Origin of the sequence: Sphaerisporangium sp. B11E5 (assembly GCF_039871875.1) — a bacterium.
In the GTDB taxonomy this organism is placed as follows: domain Bacteria; phylum Actinomycetota; class Actinomycetes; order Streptosporangiales; family Streptosporangiaceae; genus Sphaerisporangium.
Genome location: NZ_JBDPMD010000014.1, coordinates 1 through 17662, shown reverse-complemented (window position 1 = coordinate 17662; position 17662 = coordinate 1). Strand labels below are relative to the sequence as shown.

The 17662-nt window shown below is 72.6% G+C and carries 13 protein-coding genes; 9 read left to right on the top strand and 4 right to left on the bottom strand.

The window, feature by feature from the left end; all coding sequences use genetic code 11:
* Positions 1 to 119 precede the first annotated feature (119 nt).
* On the top strand, positions 120 to 1139 hold the full coding sequence (locus ABGB17_RS15820; RefSeq protein ID WP_347630010.1) for an aldo/keto reductase: 1020 nt from the start codon (positions 120 to 122) through the stop codon (positions 1137 to 1139).
* Positions 1140 to 1160: 21 nt separating this feature from the next.
* On the opposite strand, the gene dnaJ is transcribed toward ABGB17_RS15820, so the two are convergent.
* Together dnaJ and hrcA are read right to left on the bottom strand one after the other, a co-directional pair.
* On the bottom strand, positions 1161 to 2300 hold the full coding sequence (gene dnaJ / locus ABGB17_RS15815; protein ID WP_347630008.1) for a molecular chaperone DnaJ: 1140 nt from the start codon (positions 2298 to 2300) through the stop codon (positions 1161 to 1163).
* Positions 2300 to 3307 carry a heat-inducible transcriptional repressor HrcA gene (gene hrcA, locus ABGB17_RS15810; protein ID WP_347630225.1) on the bottom strand — a complete coding sequence of 336 codons (1008 nt, stop codon included), beginning with the start codon at positions 3305 to 3307 and terminating at the stop codon, positions 2300 to 2302. Before hrcA ends, dnaJ begins: the two co-directional genes overlap by 1 nt.
* A 183-nt stretch (positions 3308 to 3490) precedes the next feature.
* Between hrcA and ABGB17_RS15805 the strand changes: the two genes are divergently transcribed.
* From ABGB17_RS15805 to ABGB17_RS15795, 3 genes are read left to right on the top strand one after another with little or no spacing between them, the layout of a single operon-like run.
* Positions 3491 to 4483, top strand: coding sequence for a hypothetical protein (locus ABGB17_RS15805; protein ID WP_347630006.1), 993 nt, complete (start codon positions 3491 to 3493; stop codon positions 4481 to 4483).
* A gap of 20 nt (positions 4484 to 4503) precedes the next feature.
* A complete protein-coding gene (locus tag ABGB17_RS15800) occupies positions 4504 to 5334 on the top strand; it encodes a DUF3097 domain-containing protein (RefSeq protein ID WP_347630004.1) in 831 nt (276 codons plus the stop codon).
* Complete coding sequence (locus tag ABGB17_RS15795) at positions 5331 to 6107, top strand: DUF4870 domain-containing protein (RefSeq protein ID WP_347630003.1); 777 nt, start codon at positions 5331 to 5333, stop codon at positions 6105 to 6107. The genes ABGB17_RS15800 and ABGB17_RS15795 overlap by 4 nt, the downstream gene beginning before the upstream one ends.
* A 24-nt stretch (positions 6108 to 6131) precedes the next feature.
* On the opposite strand, the gene hemW is transcribed toward ABGB17_RS15795, so the two are convergent.
* Positions 6132 to 7349: a radical SAM family heme chaperone HemW gene (hemW, locus tag ABGB17_RS15790; RefSeq protein ID WP_347630001.1), complete on the bottom strand. Its 1218-nt coding sequence runs from the start codon at positions 7347 to 7349 to the stop codon at positions 6132 to 6134.
* Positions 7350 to 7356: 7 nt separating this feature from the next.
* The gene (gene lepA / locus ABGB17_RS15785) at positions 7357 to 9183 is read right to left on the bottom strand and encodes a translation elongation factor 4 (protein ID WP_347629999.1); all 1827 of its coding nucleotides are present in this window, start codon (positions 9181 to 9183) and stop codon (positions 7357 to 7359) included.
* A 249-nt stretch (positions 9184 to 9432) separates the two neighbouring features.
* Here lepA and rpsT point away from each other — a divergent pair, with 249 nt between their 5' ends.
* The 5 genes from rpsT to ABGB17_RS15760 all read left to right on the top strand — a co-directional run.
* Positions 9433 to 9702, top strand: coding sequence for a 30S ribosomal protein S20 (gene rpsT, locus ABGB17_RS15780; RefSeq protein ID WP_347629997.1), 270 nt, complete (start codon positions 9433 to 9435; stop codon positions 9700 to 9702).
* Between the two features lie 233 nt (positions 9703 to 9935).
* Positions 9936 to 13295 (top strand): ABC transporter permease, encoded by a 3360-nt coding sequence (locus ABGB17_RS15775; protein WP_347629995.1) that lies wholly within the window; start codon positions 9936 to 9938, stop codon positions 13293 to 13295.
* Entirely contained in the window at positions 13292 to 16006 is a 2715-nt protein-coding gene (locus tag ABGB17_RS15770) for an FtsX-like permease family protein (RefSeq protein WP_347629993.1), read from the top strand. Before ABGB17_RS15775 ends, ABGB17_RS15770 begins: the two co-directional genes overlap by 4 nt.
* Positions 16007 to 16008: 2 nt before the next feature.
* Positions 16009 to 16953 carry an ABC transporter ATP-binding protein gene (locus ABGB17_RS15765; protein WP_347629991.1) on the top strand — a complete coding sequence of 315 codons (945 nt, stop codon included), beginning with the start codon at positions 16009 to 16011 and terminating at the stop codon, positions 16951 to 16953.
* Positions 16950 to 17662 (top strand): ABC transporter ATP-binding protein (locus ABGB17_RS15760; protein ID WP_347629989.1); only part of this gene is annotated, 713 nt, incomplete at its 3' end. The genes ABGB17_RS15765 and ABGB17_RS15760, both read left to right, overlap by 4 nt.

The window sequence follows — 17662 nt, the reverse complement described above, 5'->3', positions numbered from 1 at the left end:
TTCCCTCCGCCGTCCGAGCTTGCCAAACGGAACCACGTTCCGTATCGTTTGTGGAACCAGGTTCCGTTTACCCGATGATGCCAGATCCAGGGACCACTTCACAGTTGGAGGAACACCCCATGCAGTACCGCACCTTGGGCCCCACCGGCGTGCAGGTCAGCACCCTCGTGCTCGGCGCGATGAACTTCGGCACGATCGGCCGCACCACCCAGGACGAGGCCACCGCCATCGTCGACGCCGCCCTCGAAGCGGGGATCAACCTCATCGACACCGCCGACATGTACAGCGACGGCCAGTCGGAGGAAATGGTCGGCAAGGCCATCGCCGGCCGCCGCGACGACATCGTGCTGGCCACCAAGGCGTGCATGCCGATGGGCGACGACCGCAACCACCGGGGCGCCTCACGGCGCTGGCTGATCACCGAACTGGACGCCAGCCTGCGCCGCCTCGGCGTCGACCACGTCGACCTCTACCAGATCCACCGCTGGGACCCGGCGACCAGCGACGAGGAGACCCTGTCCGCCCTGACCGACCTGCAGCGCGCCGGGAAGATCCGCTACTTCGGCTCCTCGACCTTCCCGGCGTACCGCCTCGTGCAAGCCCAATGGGCCGCCCGGGACCACCACCTGAGCCGCTACGTCACCGAGCAGCCCAGCTACTCGATCCTGCAACGCGGCATCGAGACCCACGTGCTCCCCGTGACCCAGCAGTACGGCCTCGGCGTGCTGGCGTGGAGCCCCCTGGCCTCGGGCTGGTTGTCGGGCGCCGTCCGCGAGGGCCGGCAGTTCACCACCAACCGCTCGGCGCTCCTGCCCGAGCGCTTCGACCTCTCCATACCGTCCAACCGCGCCCGACTCGACGCCGTCGAACTCCTGGCGAAGATCGCCGACGAGGCCGGCCTGACGCTGATCCAGCTCGCACTGGGATTCGTCACCGCGCACCCCGCCGTCACCAGCGCGATCATCGGCCCCCGCACCCTGGACCACCTGCACGCGCAACTGGCCGCCGCGGACACCGCGCTCTCCCCCGACCTCCTCGACGCCATCGACTCGATCGTCCCCCCGGGCACCGACCTCGCACCTCAGGAGAAGTTCGACACGCCCCCCGCGCTGCTCGACCCGTCACTGCGCCGCCGCTGAGGGGTCAGGAGGCAGGCCCGGTCAGCGGCCGTTGAAGGCGTCGCGGAGACGGGAGAAGAAACCCTGCTGGCCGGGGGCGAACTTGCCGGGAGGGCGCTCCTCGCCGCGGAGCTTGGAGAGCTCCTTCAGCAGCTCCTCCTGGGCGGTGTCCAGGCGGGTGGGGGTCTCCACGTTCACGTGGATCAGGAGGTCGCCCCGGCCGGTCTCGTTCAGGTGCTGTACGCCTCTGCTGTACAGAGGGATGACCTGGCCGGACTGCGTGCCGGGACGGACGTCGATCTCCTCGGCGCCGTCCAGGGTCTCCACCGTGAGGATGGTGCCCAGGGCGGCGGCGGTCATGGGGATCTGGACGGTGCAGTGGAGGTCGTCGCCGCGGCGCTCGAAGATCTGGTGGGGGCGCTCGACGATCTCGAGGAACAGGTCGCCGGGGGGGCCGCCGCCGGGGCCGATCTCGCCTTCGCCGGCGAGCTGGATGTGGGTGCCGTCCTCGACGCCCGCGGGGATGCGGACCTTGATGGTGCGGCGGGTGCGCACGCGGCCGTCGCCGGAGCACTCCTGGCAGGGGTGCTGGATGATGGAGCCGAACCCGCCGCACTGCGGGCACGGGCGGGCGGTCATGACCTGACCGAGGAACGAGCGGGTCACCTGGGAGATCTCGCCGCGGCCGTGACACATGTCGCAGGTGTCGGGGTGGGTGCCCGAGGCGGCGCCGGAGCCGTGGCAGACCTCGCACAGGACGGCGGTGTCCACGACGAGCTCGCGGGTGGTGCCGAACGCCGACTCGGCGAGGTCCAGCTCCACGCGGATGGTGGCGTTGCGGCCACGCCGCGCCCGCGAGCGCGGCCCGCGCGCCCCCGCGCCACCGCCGAAGAAGGCGTCCATGATGTCGCTGAACGGGAACCCCGCGCCGAACCCGGCACCGGCCCCCCCGGGGCTGCCGCCCCCGCCGAACGGGTCGGCGCCGAGATCGAACATCTGGCGCTTGTTGGGGTCCGACAGGACCTCGTACGCCTGGTTGATCTCCTTGAAACGCTCCTGCGTCTCAGGGTCGGGGTTCAGGTCGGGGTGCAGCTCCCGCGCCAGGCGGCGATACGCCTTCTTGATCTCGTCCTGTCCGGCGTCGCGGCGGACGCCGAGGATGGCGTAATAGTCGCGCGCCACTAGGACCCCGCCAGAATCTGGCCGACATAGCGTGCCACTGCGCGCACCGCTCCCATGGTCACCGGGTAGTCCATTCGCGTCGGGCCCAGCACTCCGAGCCGGGCCAGTTCATTGTCGCCCGAACCGTATCCGGCGGCGACGATGGAAGTGCCGTGAAGGCCGGAATAGGGGTTCTCCGAGCCGATGCGCACCGTCACCGAGGAGTCGCTGGCCTCCCCGAGCAGGCGCATCAGCACGACCTGTTCCTCAAGTGCCTCCAGCACGTCGCGCAGGCCGACGGTGAAGTCGGCCGTGAGGTTGGCCGTGCCGGCGAAGACGATCTTCTCGTCGTGCCGGTCCACGAGCGTGTCCAGCAGGACGGACGTTATCGTGCCCGCCATCGGCCGGTCGTCCTCGGGGAGGCGCTCGTGCAGGTCGGCCACCGTCTCGGGCACGCGGCTCAGCGCGCAGCCGTCCAGGCACGCGTTGAGCACGGCCCTCAGGTGGGCGATGCGGTCGTCCTCGACCATGTCGGGAAGGTCCACGACCCGCTGCTCGACCCGCCCGGTGTTGGTGATCAGGACCAGCATGATGCGCCGCTCCGACAACGGCACCAACTCGACGTGCCGCACCGTGGAACGGGTCAGCGAGGGGTACTGCACCACCGCGACCTGCCGGGTGAGCTGCGCGAGCAGCCGCACCGTGCGCGTCACGACGTCGTCGAGGTCGACGGCCCCGGCGAGGAAGGTCTCGATCGCGCGGCGCTCGGCCGCCGACAGCGGCTTGATCTGGGACAGCCGGTCGACGAACAACCGGTAGCCCTTGTCGGTGGGCACCCGCCCCGCGCTGGTGTGGGGCTGGGCGATGTAGCCCTGCTCCTCCAGCACCGCCATGTCGTTGCGTACGGTGGCCGGCGAGACGCCGAGGTTGTGCCGCTCCGCCAACGCCTTGGACCCGACGGGTTCGTTGGTGGACACGTAGTCCTCGACGACGGCGCGCAGAACCGCCAGCTTGCGATCATCGAGCAACGTGCTCACCTCCTGCCTGCTCCGTGCCTGCGTGAACGTCTGGCCTGGCACTCAGTGTTCCCGAGTGCCAAGTGTACGGCTCCTGCCGACACGGTGCGATAACCTGCGGGGCACAGCCCGGGAGCGGCATCCCGACAAGCGGGTTGCTATCGGCCGGCAAGTGACATGGTCCACACTTTCGACATGACCGAGAACACCCCCCGGCCCGAGGACGCGACGTCGCAGATCCCGCGCCCCTACCCCTTCGGCGAGCAGGCCGCACCCGGCTCGTCCCCTTACGGCGCCCAGGGAACCCCTTCCTACGGCGCTCAGGCGGGCGGCGGCTCCGGCGATCGTCCGCCCTTCGGCTCCTCGCCCGGCGGTCAGGGGTACCCCCCGCCGCCCGGCGGCGGCCCCGGCCCCTACGGCCCTCCTCCCGGGCAGGGCTACGGCGGGCAGCCCGGCGGGTACGGCGCGCCCTCCCCCGGGTACGGCCCGCCACCCGGCGGGCAGGGCTACGGCCCTCCTCCCGGCCAGGGCTACGGTGGCCCGTCCTACGGCGCGCCGTCCCCCGGCTACGGCGCTCCCCCGTCGACCGGCGGCCAGGTGCGGCCCCGGCTGCTGTGGATCTTCCTGGCGTGGATCGTCGCGGTGGTCTGCGTCGGCATCGGCGTCGCCGGTTTCGCCGGGGGCCTGTTCAAGACCCTCGACGACGCGGCACCCGACAAGACGTTCCAGAGCGGCGGCAGTGTCGTGGCCGCGGTGGACCCCGCCGAGAGGCCCGCCCTGTACGCCTCGTCGTCCGGCCCGGCCAACGTGACGTGCATCGCCGAGAGCACCGCCACGGGCCGCAAGGCCAAGCTGACCAACCCGGCGACCGCGCAGACCATCACCGCCGACGGGCGCCTGTGGGAGCTGCTGTTCGACATCGGCGTGCCCGCCGCCGGCGAGTACCGGTTCACCTGCCAGGCCGAGGAAGGCCAGCGGGTGGTGTTCGGCGTGGGCAAGGCCCTGACGGCGAACAGCGGCGCGCTGGTCGGCGGAGTGGCCGCGTTGTTCCTCGTGCCGCTCGGCGGGTTCCTGCTCGCGCTGATCGTCACCATCGTGGTGCTGGTGCGCCGCAGCCGCTTCCGCAAGCGGATGCCGCAGGGCGGCGCGCCGTACGGCGGAGGGTGGCAGCCCACGCCGGGCGCCTGAGCTTGCTAGCGTGCCCTGCTATGCGGGACTACGGACGGGATGTTCTGGCCGGCGGCCGGTGGAGAAAGCCGCGGGCCGAGATCCCGCGCGTCCCCGCCGAGCCCGGCCTGGTCGTGGAGGACGCCGACGGCGCCGGGGAGGGTTTCTGCGGCGCCGTGGTGGCCTGTGACAAGGAGGCCGTCACCCTGGAGGACCGGTTCGGACGGCGCCGGGTCTTCCCCCTGGCACCCGCCGCGTTCCTGCTGGAAGGCAGGCCGGTGACGCTGGTACGCCCCGAGACCCCCGCCGCGCGCGCCCCCGGCCGCAGCGCGTCCGGGTCCGTCGCCGTGACGGGCCTGCGGGCGCGGGTGGCCCGCGAGAGCCGCATCTACGTCGAGGGCGTGCACGACGCGGCCCTGGTGGAGAAGATCTGGGGCCACGACCTGCGGGTCGAGGGCGTCGTGGTGGAGTACCTCGAAGGCGTGGACGACCTCCCGGCGATCGTCGAGGAGTTCGCCCCCGGCCCGGGCCGGCGCCTCGGCGTGCTGGTCGACCACCTGGTGCCCGGTTCCAAGGAGAGCCGCATCGCCGCCCAGGTGTCCTCCCCCGAGGTCCTGATCACCGGCCACCCCTTCGTGGACATCTGGCAGGCGGTGAAACCGTCCGTGCTCGGCATCCCCGCCTGGCCCGTGGTCCCCCGCGGCGTGCCGTGGAAGGAGGGCGTGATCGACGCCCTCGGCTGGCACCTGCCCCCCGCGGACGCCTGGCGCCGGATCCTCGGGTCCGTCCGCACGTACACCGACCTTGAGCCCGAACTCCTCGCCCGGGTCGAGGAGCTCATCGACTTCGTGACCACCGAGGAGCACCCATGACCACTCCCCCCGCCACTCCCGGCGACCCCGACCCCACCGACGAGACCCGCCAGGCCCCCCGCCCCGGCTTCGACCCCCCGCCCCCCACCGGCCACGGCCCCCAGGACCACCCCCCGGCCGGACAGCCGTACCCGCAGCCCGGCTACAGCCAGGAGTACGACCGGCCGGGGTACGCCCAGCCCGGGCACGACCAGCCGGGATACGGCCAGCCTGGATACGACCAACCGGGGTACGGCCAGCCCGGGTACGGCCAGCCCGGATACGCCCAGCCTGAGTACGGCCAGCCCGGATACGCCCAGCCTGAGTACGGCCAACCCGGATACGGCCAACCGCCCTACGGACAGCCCGGATACGGCCCCCAGCCCGGCTACGGTCCTCAGCCCGGCTACGGTCCCGGCCACTTCCGGCCGGGGTACGGCGAGCCGCACGGCCGCGGTCGCTACGGCCCGCGCCCCGGCACCGACGACACCACGATGGCCATGCTCGCCCACCTGCTGGGCCTGCTCACCTCGTTCGTCGGCCCCCTCATCCTGTACATGGTCAAGAAGGACGAGTCCCCCTACGTCCGCGACCAGGCCGCCGAGTCCCTGAACTTCCAGATCACCCTGGTCATCGCGTACGTCGTCTGCTTCGTCCTGTCCTTCCTGATCATCGGCCTCATCCTCCTCCCCGTCCTCTGGATCGGCTCCCTGATCATCATGATCATGGCCGCGGTCGCCGCCAACCGAGGAGAGAACTACCGGTATCCGGTGAACATCCGGTTCGTCTCCTGAACCCGGAGCAGGAACGGGCCGGGGTCAGGTCAGGTCGCGGATCACGGCGTCGGCGAGGAGGCGGCCTTTCAGGGTGAGGACGGCGCGGCCCTCGGTGAAGGGCTCGGGGGCGAGGAGGCCGGTGGCCAGGGCCTGGGCCGCGGCTGTGCGGGAGGGCTTGGGGATGTCGGACAGGGGGTAGCCGGAGGCCAGGCGGAGCTCCAGCATCAGGCGTTCCAGGTGGCGGTCGGCGGAGGTGAGGAGTTCGCGGGCCTGGGCGGGGGAGATGCCCTTGGCGAGGCGGGCGGCGTAGGGGGCGGGGTGCTTGACGTTCCACCAGCGCACGCCGTTGACGTGGCTGTGGGCGCCGGGGCCGGCGCCCCACCAGTCGCCGCCGGTCCAGTACAGGAGGTTGTGGCGGCAGCGGGCCTCGGGGGACGTGGCCCAGTTGGAGACCTCGTACCAGTTGTAGCCGGCCTCGGTGAGCATGGCGTCGGCCACGGCGTAGCGGTCGGCGGCGACGTCGTCGTCGGGCATGGGGAGCTCGCCGCGGCGGATGCGGGCGGCGAGGCGGGTGCCCTCCTCGACGATCAGGGAGTACGCCGAGATGTGGTCGGGGGCGGTGGCGACGGCCGCGGCGAGCGACTCGCGCCAGTGGTCGTCGGTCTCGCCGGGTGTGCCGTAGATGAGGTCCAGGCTGATGTGCTCGAACCCGGCGGCGCGGGCCTCGCGGACGGCCGCGGCGGGGCGGCCGGGGGTGTGCAGGCGGTCCAGCACGCCGAGCACGTGCTGGGAGGCGCTCTGCATGCCGAAGCTGACCCGGGTGAAGCCACCCGCCCGCAGCTCCGCCAGCGCGGCGGGGCCGGTGGACTCGGGGTTGGCCTCGGTGGTGACCTCGGCGCCCGGCGCCAGCCCGAACTCGGCGTCGATGGCACGCAGGACCGACACCAGGTCGGCCGCCGGGAGCAGCGTGGGCGTGCCGCCGCCGAAGAACACCGTGCTCACCGGCACGTCGGCGTCGCCGAGCACGCGCCGGGCCAGCCGGATCTCCTCGATCACGGTGGACGCGTAGTCGGCACGGGACGCGCCGGGGCCGAGCTCGGCGGCGGTGTAGGTGTTGAAGTCGCAGTAGCCGCAGCGGGCCACGCAGAACGGCACGTGCACGTAGAAGCCGAACGGCCGCGAACCGAGGCCGCGCAACGCCTCCGCGGGCAGCTCGCCGGTGGCGGGCACCGGGTCGCCGCCGAGTACTACAGAAGGCACGCGGTCGTCACTTCCTGGCCTTGTCCACGCTCGCGGACTCGGTGGACAGCGCGGCGACGAAGGCCTCCTGCGGCACCTCGACCCGGCCGACCATCTTCATGCGCTTCTTGCCTTCCTTCTGCTTCTCCAGGAGCTTGCGCTTACGGGTGATGTCACCGCCGTAACACTTGGCGAGGACGTCCTTGCGGATGGCGCGGATGTTCTCGCGGGCGATCACCCGGGAGCCGATGGCGGCCTGGATGGGCACCTCGAACTGCTGCCGCGGGATGAGCTCCTTGAGCTTCTTGGCCATCTCGACACCGTAGGCGTACGCCTTGTCGCGGTGCACGATGGCGCTGAACGCGTCCACCGCCTCGCCCTGGAGCAGGATGTCCACCTTGACCAGGTCGGCCGACTGCTCGCCCGAGGGCTCGTAGTCCAGCGAGGCGTACCCGCGGGTGCGGGACTTGAGCTGGTCGAAGAAGTCGAAGATGATCTCGCCGAGCGGCAGGGTGTACCGGATCTCGACGCGGTCCTCCGACAGGTAGTCCATGCCGCGCAGCGAGCCGCGGCGGCCCTGGCACAGCTCCATGATGGCGCCGATGTGCTCGGCCGGGGACAGCAGCGTGGCCTTCACCGTGGGCTCGTAGATCTCGGCGATCTTGCCGGCCGGGAACTCCGAGGGGTTGGTGACGACGAGCTCCTTGGCGTCCTCCATGATGACGCGGTAGATGACGTTCGGCGCGGTGGAGATGAGCGAGAGGTTGAACTCGCGCTCCAGCCGCTCGCGGACGATCTCCATGTGCAGCAGCCCGAGGAACCCGCAGCGGAACCCGAACCCGAGCGCCGCGGAGGTCTCAGGCTCGTAGACCAGCGCCGCGTCGTTCAGCCGGAGCTTGTCGAGGGCCTCGCGCAGCTCGGGGTAGTCGTCACCGTCGATGGGATAGAGGCCGGAGTACACCATGGGGCGCGGGTGGTCGTACCCGCCGAGCGCCTCGGCCGCGGGGCGAGCCGCGGAGGTGACGGTGTCGCCGACCCGTGCCTGGCGGACGTCCTTGACGCCGGTGATGAGGTAGCCGACCTCCCCGACGCCGAGCGACATGGACGGCACCGGCTCGGGCGAGATGACCCCGATCTCCAGGGTCTCGTGGCTGGCGCCGGTGGACATCATGATGGTGCGCTCGCGCTTGGACAGGCTGCCGTCCACCACCCGGACGTAGGTGACGACGCCGCGGTAGGTGTCGTAGACCGAGTCGAAGATCAGCGCACGGGCCGCGGCGTCCGCGTCGCCCACCGGGGCGGGCACGTGCTGGACCACGTGGTCGAGCAGCTCCTTGACGCCGGCGCCGGTCTTGCCCGACACGCGCATCACGTCGGACGGCTCGCAGCCGATCAGCCCGGCGATCTCCTCGGCGTACTTGTCGGGCTGCGCGGCGGGCAGGTCGATCTTGTTGAGCACCGGGATGATGTGCAGGTCGGCGTTCATGGCCAGGTACAGGTTGGCCAGGGTCTGCGCCTCGATGCCCTGCGCGGCGTCCACCAGCAGGATCGCGCCCTCGCACGCCTCCAGGGACCGCGAGACCTCGTAGGTGAAGTCGACGTGGCCCGGCGTGTCGATCATGTTGAGCACGTGGCCGTCCCAGGGGAGGCGGACGGCCTGCGACTTGATGGTGATGCCGCGCTCACGCTCGATGTCCATGCGGTCGAGGTACTGCGCCCGCATCTGCCGGTCGTCCACGACACCGGTGAGCTGGAGCATCCGGTCGGCGAGGGTGGACTTGCCGTGGTCGATGTGCGCGATGATGCAGAAGTTGCGGATCAACGCGGGGTCGGTCTGGCCAGGCTGGATGCGCACCGGGGTCCGTTTCAACTGATTGACGACGAGGCGAGAGCCTGGCGGGCGTGCCGCTGCCGCGCTCTACCCCATCAGTTTACCGGCAGGCACGACCACCGATCTCTTGCCTGCGCTAACATAAACCTGCGGGGGTGTGCCGTGATCTCCGATTTGGGGAGGCACCTCGCGAGTTGGTACCCTGTACAACTGCGTGTGGCGCGCCCTCTCTGCCCGCGCGCCCCATCCATCGACTTTCACCGAGGCTTTTTCGTGGCGAACATCAAGTCCCAGATCAAGCGCAACCGGCAGAACGAAAAGGCCCGGATGCGCAACAAGGCCGTCAAGTCTTCGCTGAAGACCGCGATCCGCAAGTTCCGCGAGGCCGCCGAGCAGGGCAAGGCCGATGAGGCCACCGCCCTGATGCGCGCCGCTTCGCGTCAGCTCGACAAGGCCGTCAGCAAGGGCGTCATCCACAAGAACCAGGCTGCCAACCGCAAGTCGGCCATCGCCAAGCGCGCTGCCGCCCTGCAGGCCAAGTAGCCGTACCGGGCTCCGGCCCGGCCGTTCTGGCGCCGCGTCCTCACCGAGGACGCGGCGTTTCGTCGTGTCCGGAAATGCCTGGCACCCGGGTATTCGGGAAATGTCACGATTTCGATATCACAGGGCCGTCCCCGCTGGATATCGGCTCTATCACCGTGAGTCCCGGCCTCTTCCCTGCTGAAGATCCGCAATTAGGGTGTACGAAACGGACATAACGCAGCGGGAGGCGGTTCATGCGGGGGCGGACACCTCTGGTGCTGAGGCGTGCCTTCAGCGAGCCCCTGCTGGTGTTCGCCGCGTTCGGGTCGATCCTCCTCGCGACCACCACCCTGGTCGCGCTGACCATGTACGCCTCCACCGTCGCCGACGTCGGTGTGAAGCGCGCCATGCGGACCGCCCCGACGACCGTCACCGCCACCACCGTCAGCGCCTCCATCCGCGAGGGCGGCTTCCCCGCGGCCGACGGCGCCGTCCGCGCCCGGATCGGCGAGCTGAGCACGGGCCAGGGCACCGCGCCGGTCCCGCACGAGATCAGCCTCAGCGCCGAGTCCGACTCCTACGCCATGCCCGGCCAGCAGCGCCTGGAGCATCCGGAGCTGACCCGGTTCGGCACCTACGACGGCCTTGACCGGCAGGCCCGGCTGCTGGAGGGCTCCTGGCCCCGGCCCGCCGCGGGCGGCGCCGTGGAGGCCGTGCTGTCCCAGCCCGCGGCCGAGGCCATGGACCTCACCACCGGGCAGGAGTTCGTCGTGGTGGGCCGCCTGGACCACAAACCGGTGCGGGTCACGCTCACCGGCGTGTACCAGCTCCGCGACCCCTACGCCGAGCGCTGGGCCGGCGAGGAACTGCTCCGCAAGGGCATGGAGCGCGGCGACTACACCACCTACGGCCCGCTGATGGTGCCGCGCGAGACCTTCCTCGCCCGTTTCACCACCAGCGTGAACTTCGTCTGGACCGCCGTCCCGGACCTGTCGGGCCTCGACCAGAGCAGCCTGCGGCCGTTCGCCGCCTCGGTGGCCCGCCTCGGCGACGCGCTCGAACGCGACTGCCCCACGTGCGAGACGTTCAGCCGGCTGCCCGACATGCTGACCGCCCTGGACCGGGCCGCCCTGGTCGCGCGGTCCACGATGCTGGTCCCGGTGCTGCAACTGCTGCTGCTCGCCGCGTACGCGCTGATCCTCACCGCCCGCCTGCTGGCCGACCACCGCCGCATGGAGGTGGCGCTGCTGCGCTCGCGCGGCGCGGGCAGCGTGTGGCTCGGCCTGCTGGCGGGCGCCGAGACCCTGCTGGTGGCCGTGCCGTGCGCCCTGGTGGCGCCGTTCCTCGCTCCCCCGCTGCTCGGCCTCGTCAACACCCTGCCGTGGATCAGGGCCGCCGGGGTGGACGTCGCCGCCGAGCCGGACGGCACGGCGTTCGCGGTGTCCGCCGGGGTGGCGCTGGCGTGCGCCGTCCTGCTGGCGCTGCCCGCGCTGCGCGGCGCCCGGCGCACCTACGTCGAGGAGCAGTCGCTGCGCGGCCGGGGCGACCGGCAGGGCTGGCTGCAGCGGGCCGGCGGCGACGTCGCCCTCGGGGTGGTCGCGGCGCTCGCCATCTGGCAGTTGCAGCGGTACGGCGCCCCGGTGACCGCCACCAGCACCGGCGACCTCGGCATCGACCCGCTGATCGTGACCGGCCCGGCGCTCGCGCTGCTGTGCGGGGGCATGCTCGGGCTGCGGCTGGTGCCGCGCGTCTCCCGCCTCGCCGAGCGCATCACCTCGCGGCGGCGCGGCCTCGCCCCCGCACTGGGGTCCTGGCAGGTGAGCCGCCGCCCGGCCCGCTACTCCGGCCCCGCGCTGCTGCTCACCATGGCGGTGGCGATCGGCGTGGTGTCCATGGCGACCGCGGCGACGTGGCGCGGCTCCCAGCTCGACCAGGCGCGCCACCTGGCCGGCGCCGACCTGCGGGCCTCCGCGCCGCCCGACTCGGCCCAGCTCGGCCGCATGGGGCGCGGCGCGGCGTACGCGGCGCTGCCCGGCGTGACCGCCGTCAGCCCCGTCTACCGGGGCAACGTCGCCTTCTCCCAGGGGAACGTCACCCTTCTGGCGGCCGACGCCGCCAAGCTCGGCACGATGGTGACCCTGCGCGACGACCTGTCCCCCGTGCCGATGACCGCCCTGGCCGGCCGGCTCGCCGCCGGGCGGCCCTCCGTGCCGTCCGTGCCGCTGCCCGGCACCCCGGACTCACTCGCCCTGGACGTGCGGCTGCGCCTGGACCGGCCCGAGGTGGCCGAGCAGTACGTGGCGCTGCGGCTGCGCATGGTGCTGACCGACGCGCTCGGCGTGCAACGGCACGTCTCGTTCGGGCCGCTGGACGCCGACGGCGCGGCGCACCGCCTCACCGCCGACCTCACCGCGCTCGCCGGCCAGGAGGGCCGGCTCGCCTACCCGCTAGCGATCCGGGGGTTCAGCGTCCAGGTGCCGGTGCCGCTCGACGGCAGCGGGCTGGAGCTGGCGGTGGACGCGATCAGCACCGGCGACGGCGCCCGGGTGACGCTCCCCTCGGGTGTGCGGTGGGGCCACCTGGCGCGGCGGGAGGGTCACCTGACCGGCGAGCAGGTCACCGCCGGACCCGGCCTGTTCACTGTGCGGGTCCACAAGCCGTCCGGGATGGTCCCCGGTGAGCCCGCGGGCCCCGAGGACGTCGCGCTGATCGCCGCGCCCGCGGACGTCCCGGACGAGGAGCTGTTCACGACTCCCCCCAACGGGAACGACGGACGTCCGAGCCCGCCCGCCGGCGCGGACGCCGGGCGCAACCCGTCGATCTTCCGCCCGATGCCCGTGGTGATCACCTCCGACGTCGCGGCCCGGGAGCGGCTCGCCGTGGGCGGCGGCGGTCTGATGGAACTGGACGGGCGGCCGGTGCAGATCACCGTCGCCGGGATCGTCCGGGCCATGCCGGGCACCGCGGCGGGCGTCCCCGCCGTGCTCGCCGACCTGCCCACCCTGGTCGCCAGGGACGTGGCCGCCGGGCGGGAGCCGCACGCGCCGATCGAGTGGTGGATGGCGGCGAGGGACCACGACTCCGGGCCCGCCGCGGCCGAGCTGGCCCGCCACCCCGACTGGGACCAGACCGTCGTGGACCTCGGCACGCTGACCCGGGAACTGCGCGACGACCCGCTGGCCAGCGGCCTGCAGGGCGCGCTCATCCTCGGCTTCGCCGCCGCGCTGGTCTTCGCGGCACTCGGGTTCCTCGTGAACGCGGCGGTGGCCGCGCGGGAGCGGGGCGCGGAGTTCGCGATCCTGCGGGCCCTCGGGGTGAGCTTCCGGCAGATCTTCGGGCTGCTCGCCGTGGAGCAGGCGTTCCTCATCGGTCTGTCGGTGGCGGGCGGCACACTGCTCGCCGTGGTCGTCGCCGTGCTCGTGGTGCCGCACATCGTGCTCACCGGCCAGGCGTCCTCGGTGACGCCGCCGGTGCTGCTCGACATCCCCTGGCCCGCGACGCTGGCGATGCTCGCGGCGGTGTCGGCGCTGCTGTTCGCGATCGTCGCGGCCCTCGCCCGTTCGCTGCGCCGCCAGGGCCTGGGCCGCGCCCTGCGCATCGGGGAGGACCGATGAACCCCTTGCTGCCGCTGCGCGTGCACCGGGGCGCGGCCGCCCTGCTGGCCGTGCTCGCGCTCAGCGCCGCACTGCTGATCGGCGCGCTGCCCCGGGTGGCGGAGGCCTCTTACGACGCCGCGCTGCACGGCATCCTGAAGGACACCAGCGCCAACCTGACCGACCTGACCGTCTCCCGGCGGGCCCAGGGCCCGGAGAACCAGATCACCGAGGAGGCCGGGTTCCAGGCCCTGGACCGCGAGTGGCGCGCCTCCCTGCCGCCGTCCCTGGCGGGCCTGATGGACACACGGCCCGGCAACACCAGCCACTACAGCGCCAAGACGGTCGGCACGCCGGTGGCCGGGCGCGCCGGGCCGGGGCACGTCCCGCTCCAGATCGTGGACGTGGCGTGGCTGTCCGGCGCCGACCGGCGCATCCGGTACGTCGAGGGTGTGCCACCGGGCCCGCCGTCGGTCCAGGCGAGCGTCCCCGGGCACCCGGACCTGCGCGACCTGGACCTCTTCGAGATCGCGCTGGTCAAGAGCGCCTCGGAGATGATGGCGATCCCGGTCGGCACCACGCTGGTGCTCGGCAACAGCCGCCCGATGCTCGCCAAGGTGACCGGTGTCTTCGAGCCGGTCGACCCGGCCGACCGCTACTGGGAGCACAACCTCAACGTGCTCAAGGTGTCGGTGCGCAGGATGCAGGGCACCGACCGCGAGGAGCACCACATCACGGCGCTCACCGGGCCGAGCTCGCTGGCCCGGCTCAACGGCGAGAGCCGCGACCTGCGCTACTACTGGATCCTCGGGGTGGACAACCCCTCCCTCGACGCCCGCAACGCCGCGACCACGGTGACCGGCGTGGCGGAGTTCCGCCGGCTGATCGGGCTCGCGGGCACCGACAAGATCACCAGCTGGAGCCAGGCGGCCGGGTTCTCCCCCTGGGAGCTCGGCACCGCCCTGGACGAGGTGCTGACCGGCTACCTGCGTCAGCTCGCCACCGCGCAGGCCCTCATGTACCTCGCCACCGGCGGCCTCGCGGTCGTGGCCGCCGGGGTGCTCGCGCTGGCCGCGCAGCTCCTGACCGAGCGCATGCGCCCCGCGTTGTCCCTGGCCCGCGCGCGAGGGGCGTCCCTCGCGCAGATCGTGCGGACCGGGGCCGGGGCGGTGGCGCTCGCCTGCGCGCCCGCGGCGCTGCTCGGGTACGCGCTGTCGTACCTGGTGCCGGGGCCGGTCACGCCGATCGTGCACCTCGGGCCACTGCTCATCGCCGTCGTCACGGTGGTGTTCGCCGCCGCCCGGGTGGCCGTCGCCCACCGCAGGCCGCTGGACGAGCGCCGCGCCGACGTCGCGACCCGCCGGCCGTCCCCGCGCCGGGTGATGCTGGAGCTGCTGGTCGTGGTGCTGGCCCTCGCCGGGGCGTACCTGCTGCGCAGCCGCGGCCTCACCACCGATGTCAGCGCGGGGTCGGCACCGGCGGGCGACCCGTTCCTGATGCTGGTGCCGGTGGCGCTCACCGTGGCCGTCGCGCTGATCATCCTGCGCTGCTACCCGTACCCGCTGCGGCTCGTCGTGTGGCTCGCCGCCCGGGCGCGGCCTGCGGTGCCGTTCGTCGGCATGACCCTCGCGGCCCGCGCACGCGCCGTCACCGCGCTGCCCGTGCTGATCCTGCTGCCCGCCCTCGCGGTGTCGGTGTACGGCGCCGTCGTCGGCGGCACCCTGGACTCCACGCAGCGCCTCGCGGCGTGGCAGGCCACCGGGGCCGCCGCCCGCGTGGAGAGCGCCGCGGAGCTGCCCGCCGACGTGATCGAGCGGGTGCGGAAGGTGCCGGGTGTGCGCACCGCGCTGCCCGCCGACAAGGGCATGGCGCAGATCGGCCTCGGCGGCAAGACCGCCACCGTCGTCGCGCTCGACCTCGACGCCTACCGCCGCCTGGTCGCCGGCACCCCGCTCGAGGTGCCGGCCGCGCCCGTGGGCGGGCCCGCGGGCACCATCCCTGCCCTGGTGTCGCCAGACCTCGCCAACCTGACCGAGTTCGAGATCGGGTGGCACATCCGGATGAAGCTCAGCAAACGGGGCATCGTGCCCGACGGGCTGCACGGCATCGGGTTCACCACGCACGCCCTGATCATCGTGCCGTACGACGCCTCCAAACGCGCCGGGGCCCGCGACTACACCAGCATGCTGCTGCTCGGCGGGGAGGGCATCGACGCCTCCCGGCTGCGCGCCGCCACAGGGAACCGCCCGTCCATCCACGTGGCGACGTTCGGCGACTCCCTGGACGAGATCACCAGGACGCCGCTGACCAGCACGATCACGGTCGCCTTCCAGGTGGTCACCGTCGCGCTCGCCGTGTACGCGCTGCTCACCGTGATCATCGCGCTGGTGGTCGGGGCCGCCGACCGGGTGCGGGCGCTGTCGTTCCTGCGCACCCTCGGGATGTCGGAACGGCAGGCGGCGGCGCTGACCGTCCTGGAGATCACGCCACTGATCGTCCTCACCGCCTGCGCCGGGCTGCTGCTCGGCCTGGCGCTCCCCGCGGCCCTCGGGCCCGGGCTCGACCTCGGCGTCTACGCGGGCGGCATCGCCGTGCGGACGTACGAGCTCGACCCGGGCACCCCGGTGCTGCTGGCGGCCGGGCTCACCGCCGTGGCCGTCGGCGGCGCGTTCCTGCACGCCGCGATCGGCCGGCGCCGGTCGCTGGGCTCCATCCTGCGAGTGGGTGACTGACGATGGACACACCGATCGAGCTGGACACACCGGACCTGTCGGAGCTGGAGGCGCGTGCCGCGCACCAGCGGCCGGTCTTCGGCGAGCACGCGCACATCCTGTGCGACAACCTGGTGCGCATCTACAAGACCGAGGGCGTCGAAGTGGTGGCGCTGCAGGGCCTGGACCTGCTCGTCGAGAAAGGCGAGCTGATCGCCATCGTCGGCGCGTCGGGGTCGGGCAAGTCGACACTGCTCAACGTGCTGTCCGGGCTGGACGTGCCGACCGCCGGGGTCGCCCGGGTGGCGGGCACGGACCTGCTGTCCATGACGGCCAAGGACCGGCTGCGGTACCGGCGCGAGGTGGTGGGCTTCATCTGGCAGCAGACGGCCCGCAACCTGCTGCCGTACCTCACCGCCCGCGAGAACGTGCGGCTGCCGGTGCGGCTGGCGCGCAACCGGGGCGGGGCCGACCCCGGCGAGTTGCTGGATCTGCTCGGGGTGGGGTACTGCGCGGACCGCAAGCCGTCCGAGATGTCCGGCGGCGAGCAGCAGCGGGTGGCCATCGCGGTGGCGCTCGCCAACACGCCGCAGGTGATCCTGGCGGACGAGCCGACCGGTGAGCTGGACAGCGAGAACTCCGAGCAGGTGTTCACCGCGCTGCGCCGCGCCACCCGGGAGCTCGGCGTCACCTCGGTGATCGTGACGCACGACCCGCTGGTGTCGGAGCAGGTGGACCGCACGGTGGGCATCCGCGACGGCCGCACCAGCAGCGAGACGCTACGCCGGGCCTCGTCCGACGGGCAGATCATCGCCGAGGAGTACGCCGTGCTCGACCGGGTGGGACGGCTCCAGCTCCCCCGGGACTTCACCGGGGCGCTCGGCATGGAACGGCGGGTGCGGCTGGAGCTGGAACGCGACCACATCGGAGTGTGGCCCGACCGGCCACAGGCTGAGGACACCGAATGAACCACGAGCCACTGGTGACCGTCGAGGGCCTGCGCAAGGTCTACCGCACCGGCCCCAAAGAGGTCGTCGCCCTCCGCGACGTCTCCTTCACCGTCAACCCCGGCGAACTGGTCGCCGTCCGCGGCCGCTCCGGCTCCGGCAAGACCACCCTGCTCAACCAGGTCGGCGGCCTCGACCGCCCCGACGCCGGCCGCGTGGTCGTCGCCGGTCACGTCGTCACCGACCTCCCGGAGTCCGACCTCCTGAGGCTGCGCCGCGACGTCATCGGCTTCGTCTTCCAGTCCTTCGGCCTGATCCCCGTCCTGTCCGCCGCCGAGAACGTAGGCGTGCCGATGCGCCTGACCCGCACCCCCGTCCCCGACCGCGAGGCCCGCATCAAGATGCTCCTCGCCATGGTGGGCCTGGACCAGCACGCCAACCAACGCCCCTACGAACTCTCCGGCGGCCAGCAGCAACGCGTGGCCGTGGCCCGCGCCCTGGCCAACCGCCCCCGCCTGATCGTCGCCGACGAACCCACCGGCCAACTGGACTCCCAGACCGCCCGCCAGATAATGCAACTCCTGAGAGCGGTGGTCCGCAGCGAAGGCGTGACCGCCCTGGTGGCCACCCACGACCCCGCCCTGCTCTCCCTGGCGGACCGGGTCCTGGAACTCCACGACGGCACCCTGATCCCACCCCGCTCCCCCGCCGAACCCCTCCCGACCACCTG

What these genes read in the sequence shown, in the direction of transcription:
- ABGB17_RS15795 (WP_347630003.1), top strand. Translation starts at nt 5,331, where the DNA reads ATGACCACTCCCCCCGCCACTCCCGGCGACCCCGACCCCACCGACGAG.
- ABGB17_RS15820 (WP_347630010.1), top strand. Translation starts at nt 120, where the DNA reads ATGCAGTACCGCACCTTGGGCCCCACCGGCGTGCAGGTCAGCACCCTC.
- ABGB17_RS15800 (WP_347630004.1), top strand. Translation starts at nt 4,504, where the DNA reads ATGCGGGACTACGGACGGGATGTTCTGGCCGGCGGCCGGTGGAGAAAG.
- ABGB17_RS15765 (WP_347629991.1), top strand. Translation starts at nt 16,009, where the DNA reads ATGGACACACCGATCGAGCTGGACACACCGGACCTGTCGGAGCTGGAG.
- ABGB17_RS15770 (WP_347629993.1), top strand. Translation starts at nt 13,292, where the DNA reads ATGAACCCCTTGCTGCCGCTGCGCGTGCACCGGGGCGCGGCCGCCCTG.
- ABGB17_RS15775 (WP_347629995.1), top strand. Translation starts at nt 9,936, where the DNA reads ATGCGGGGGCGGACACCTCTGGTGCTGAGGCGTGCCTTCAGCGAGCCC.
- ABGB17_RS15805 (WP_347630006.1), top strand. Translation starts at nt 3,491, where the DNA reads ATGACCGAGAACACCCCCCGGCCCGAGGACGCGACGTCGCAGATCCCG.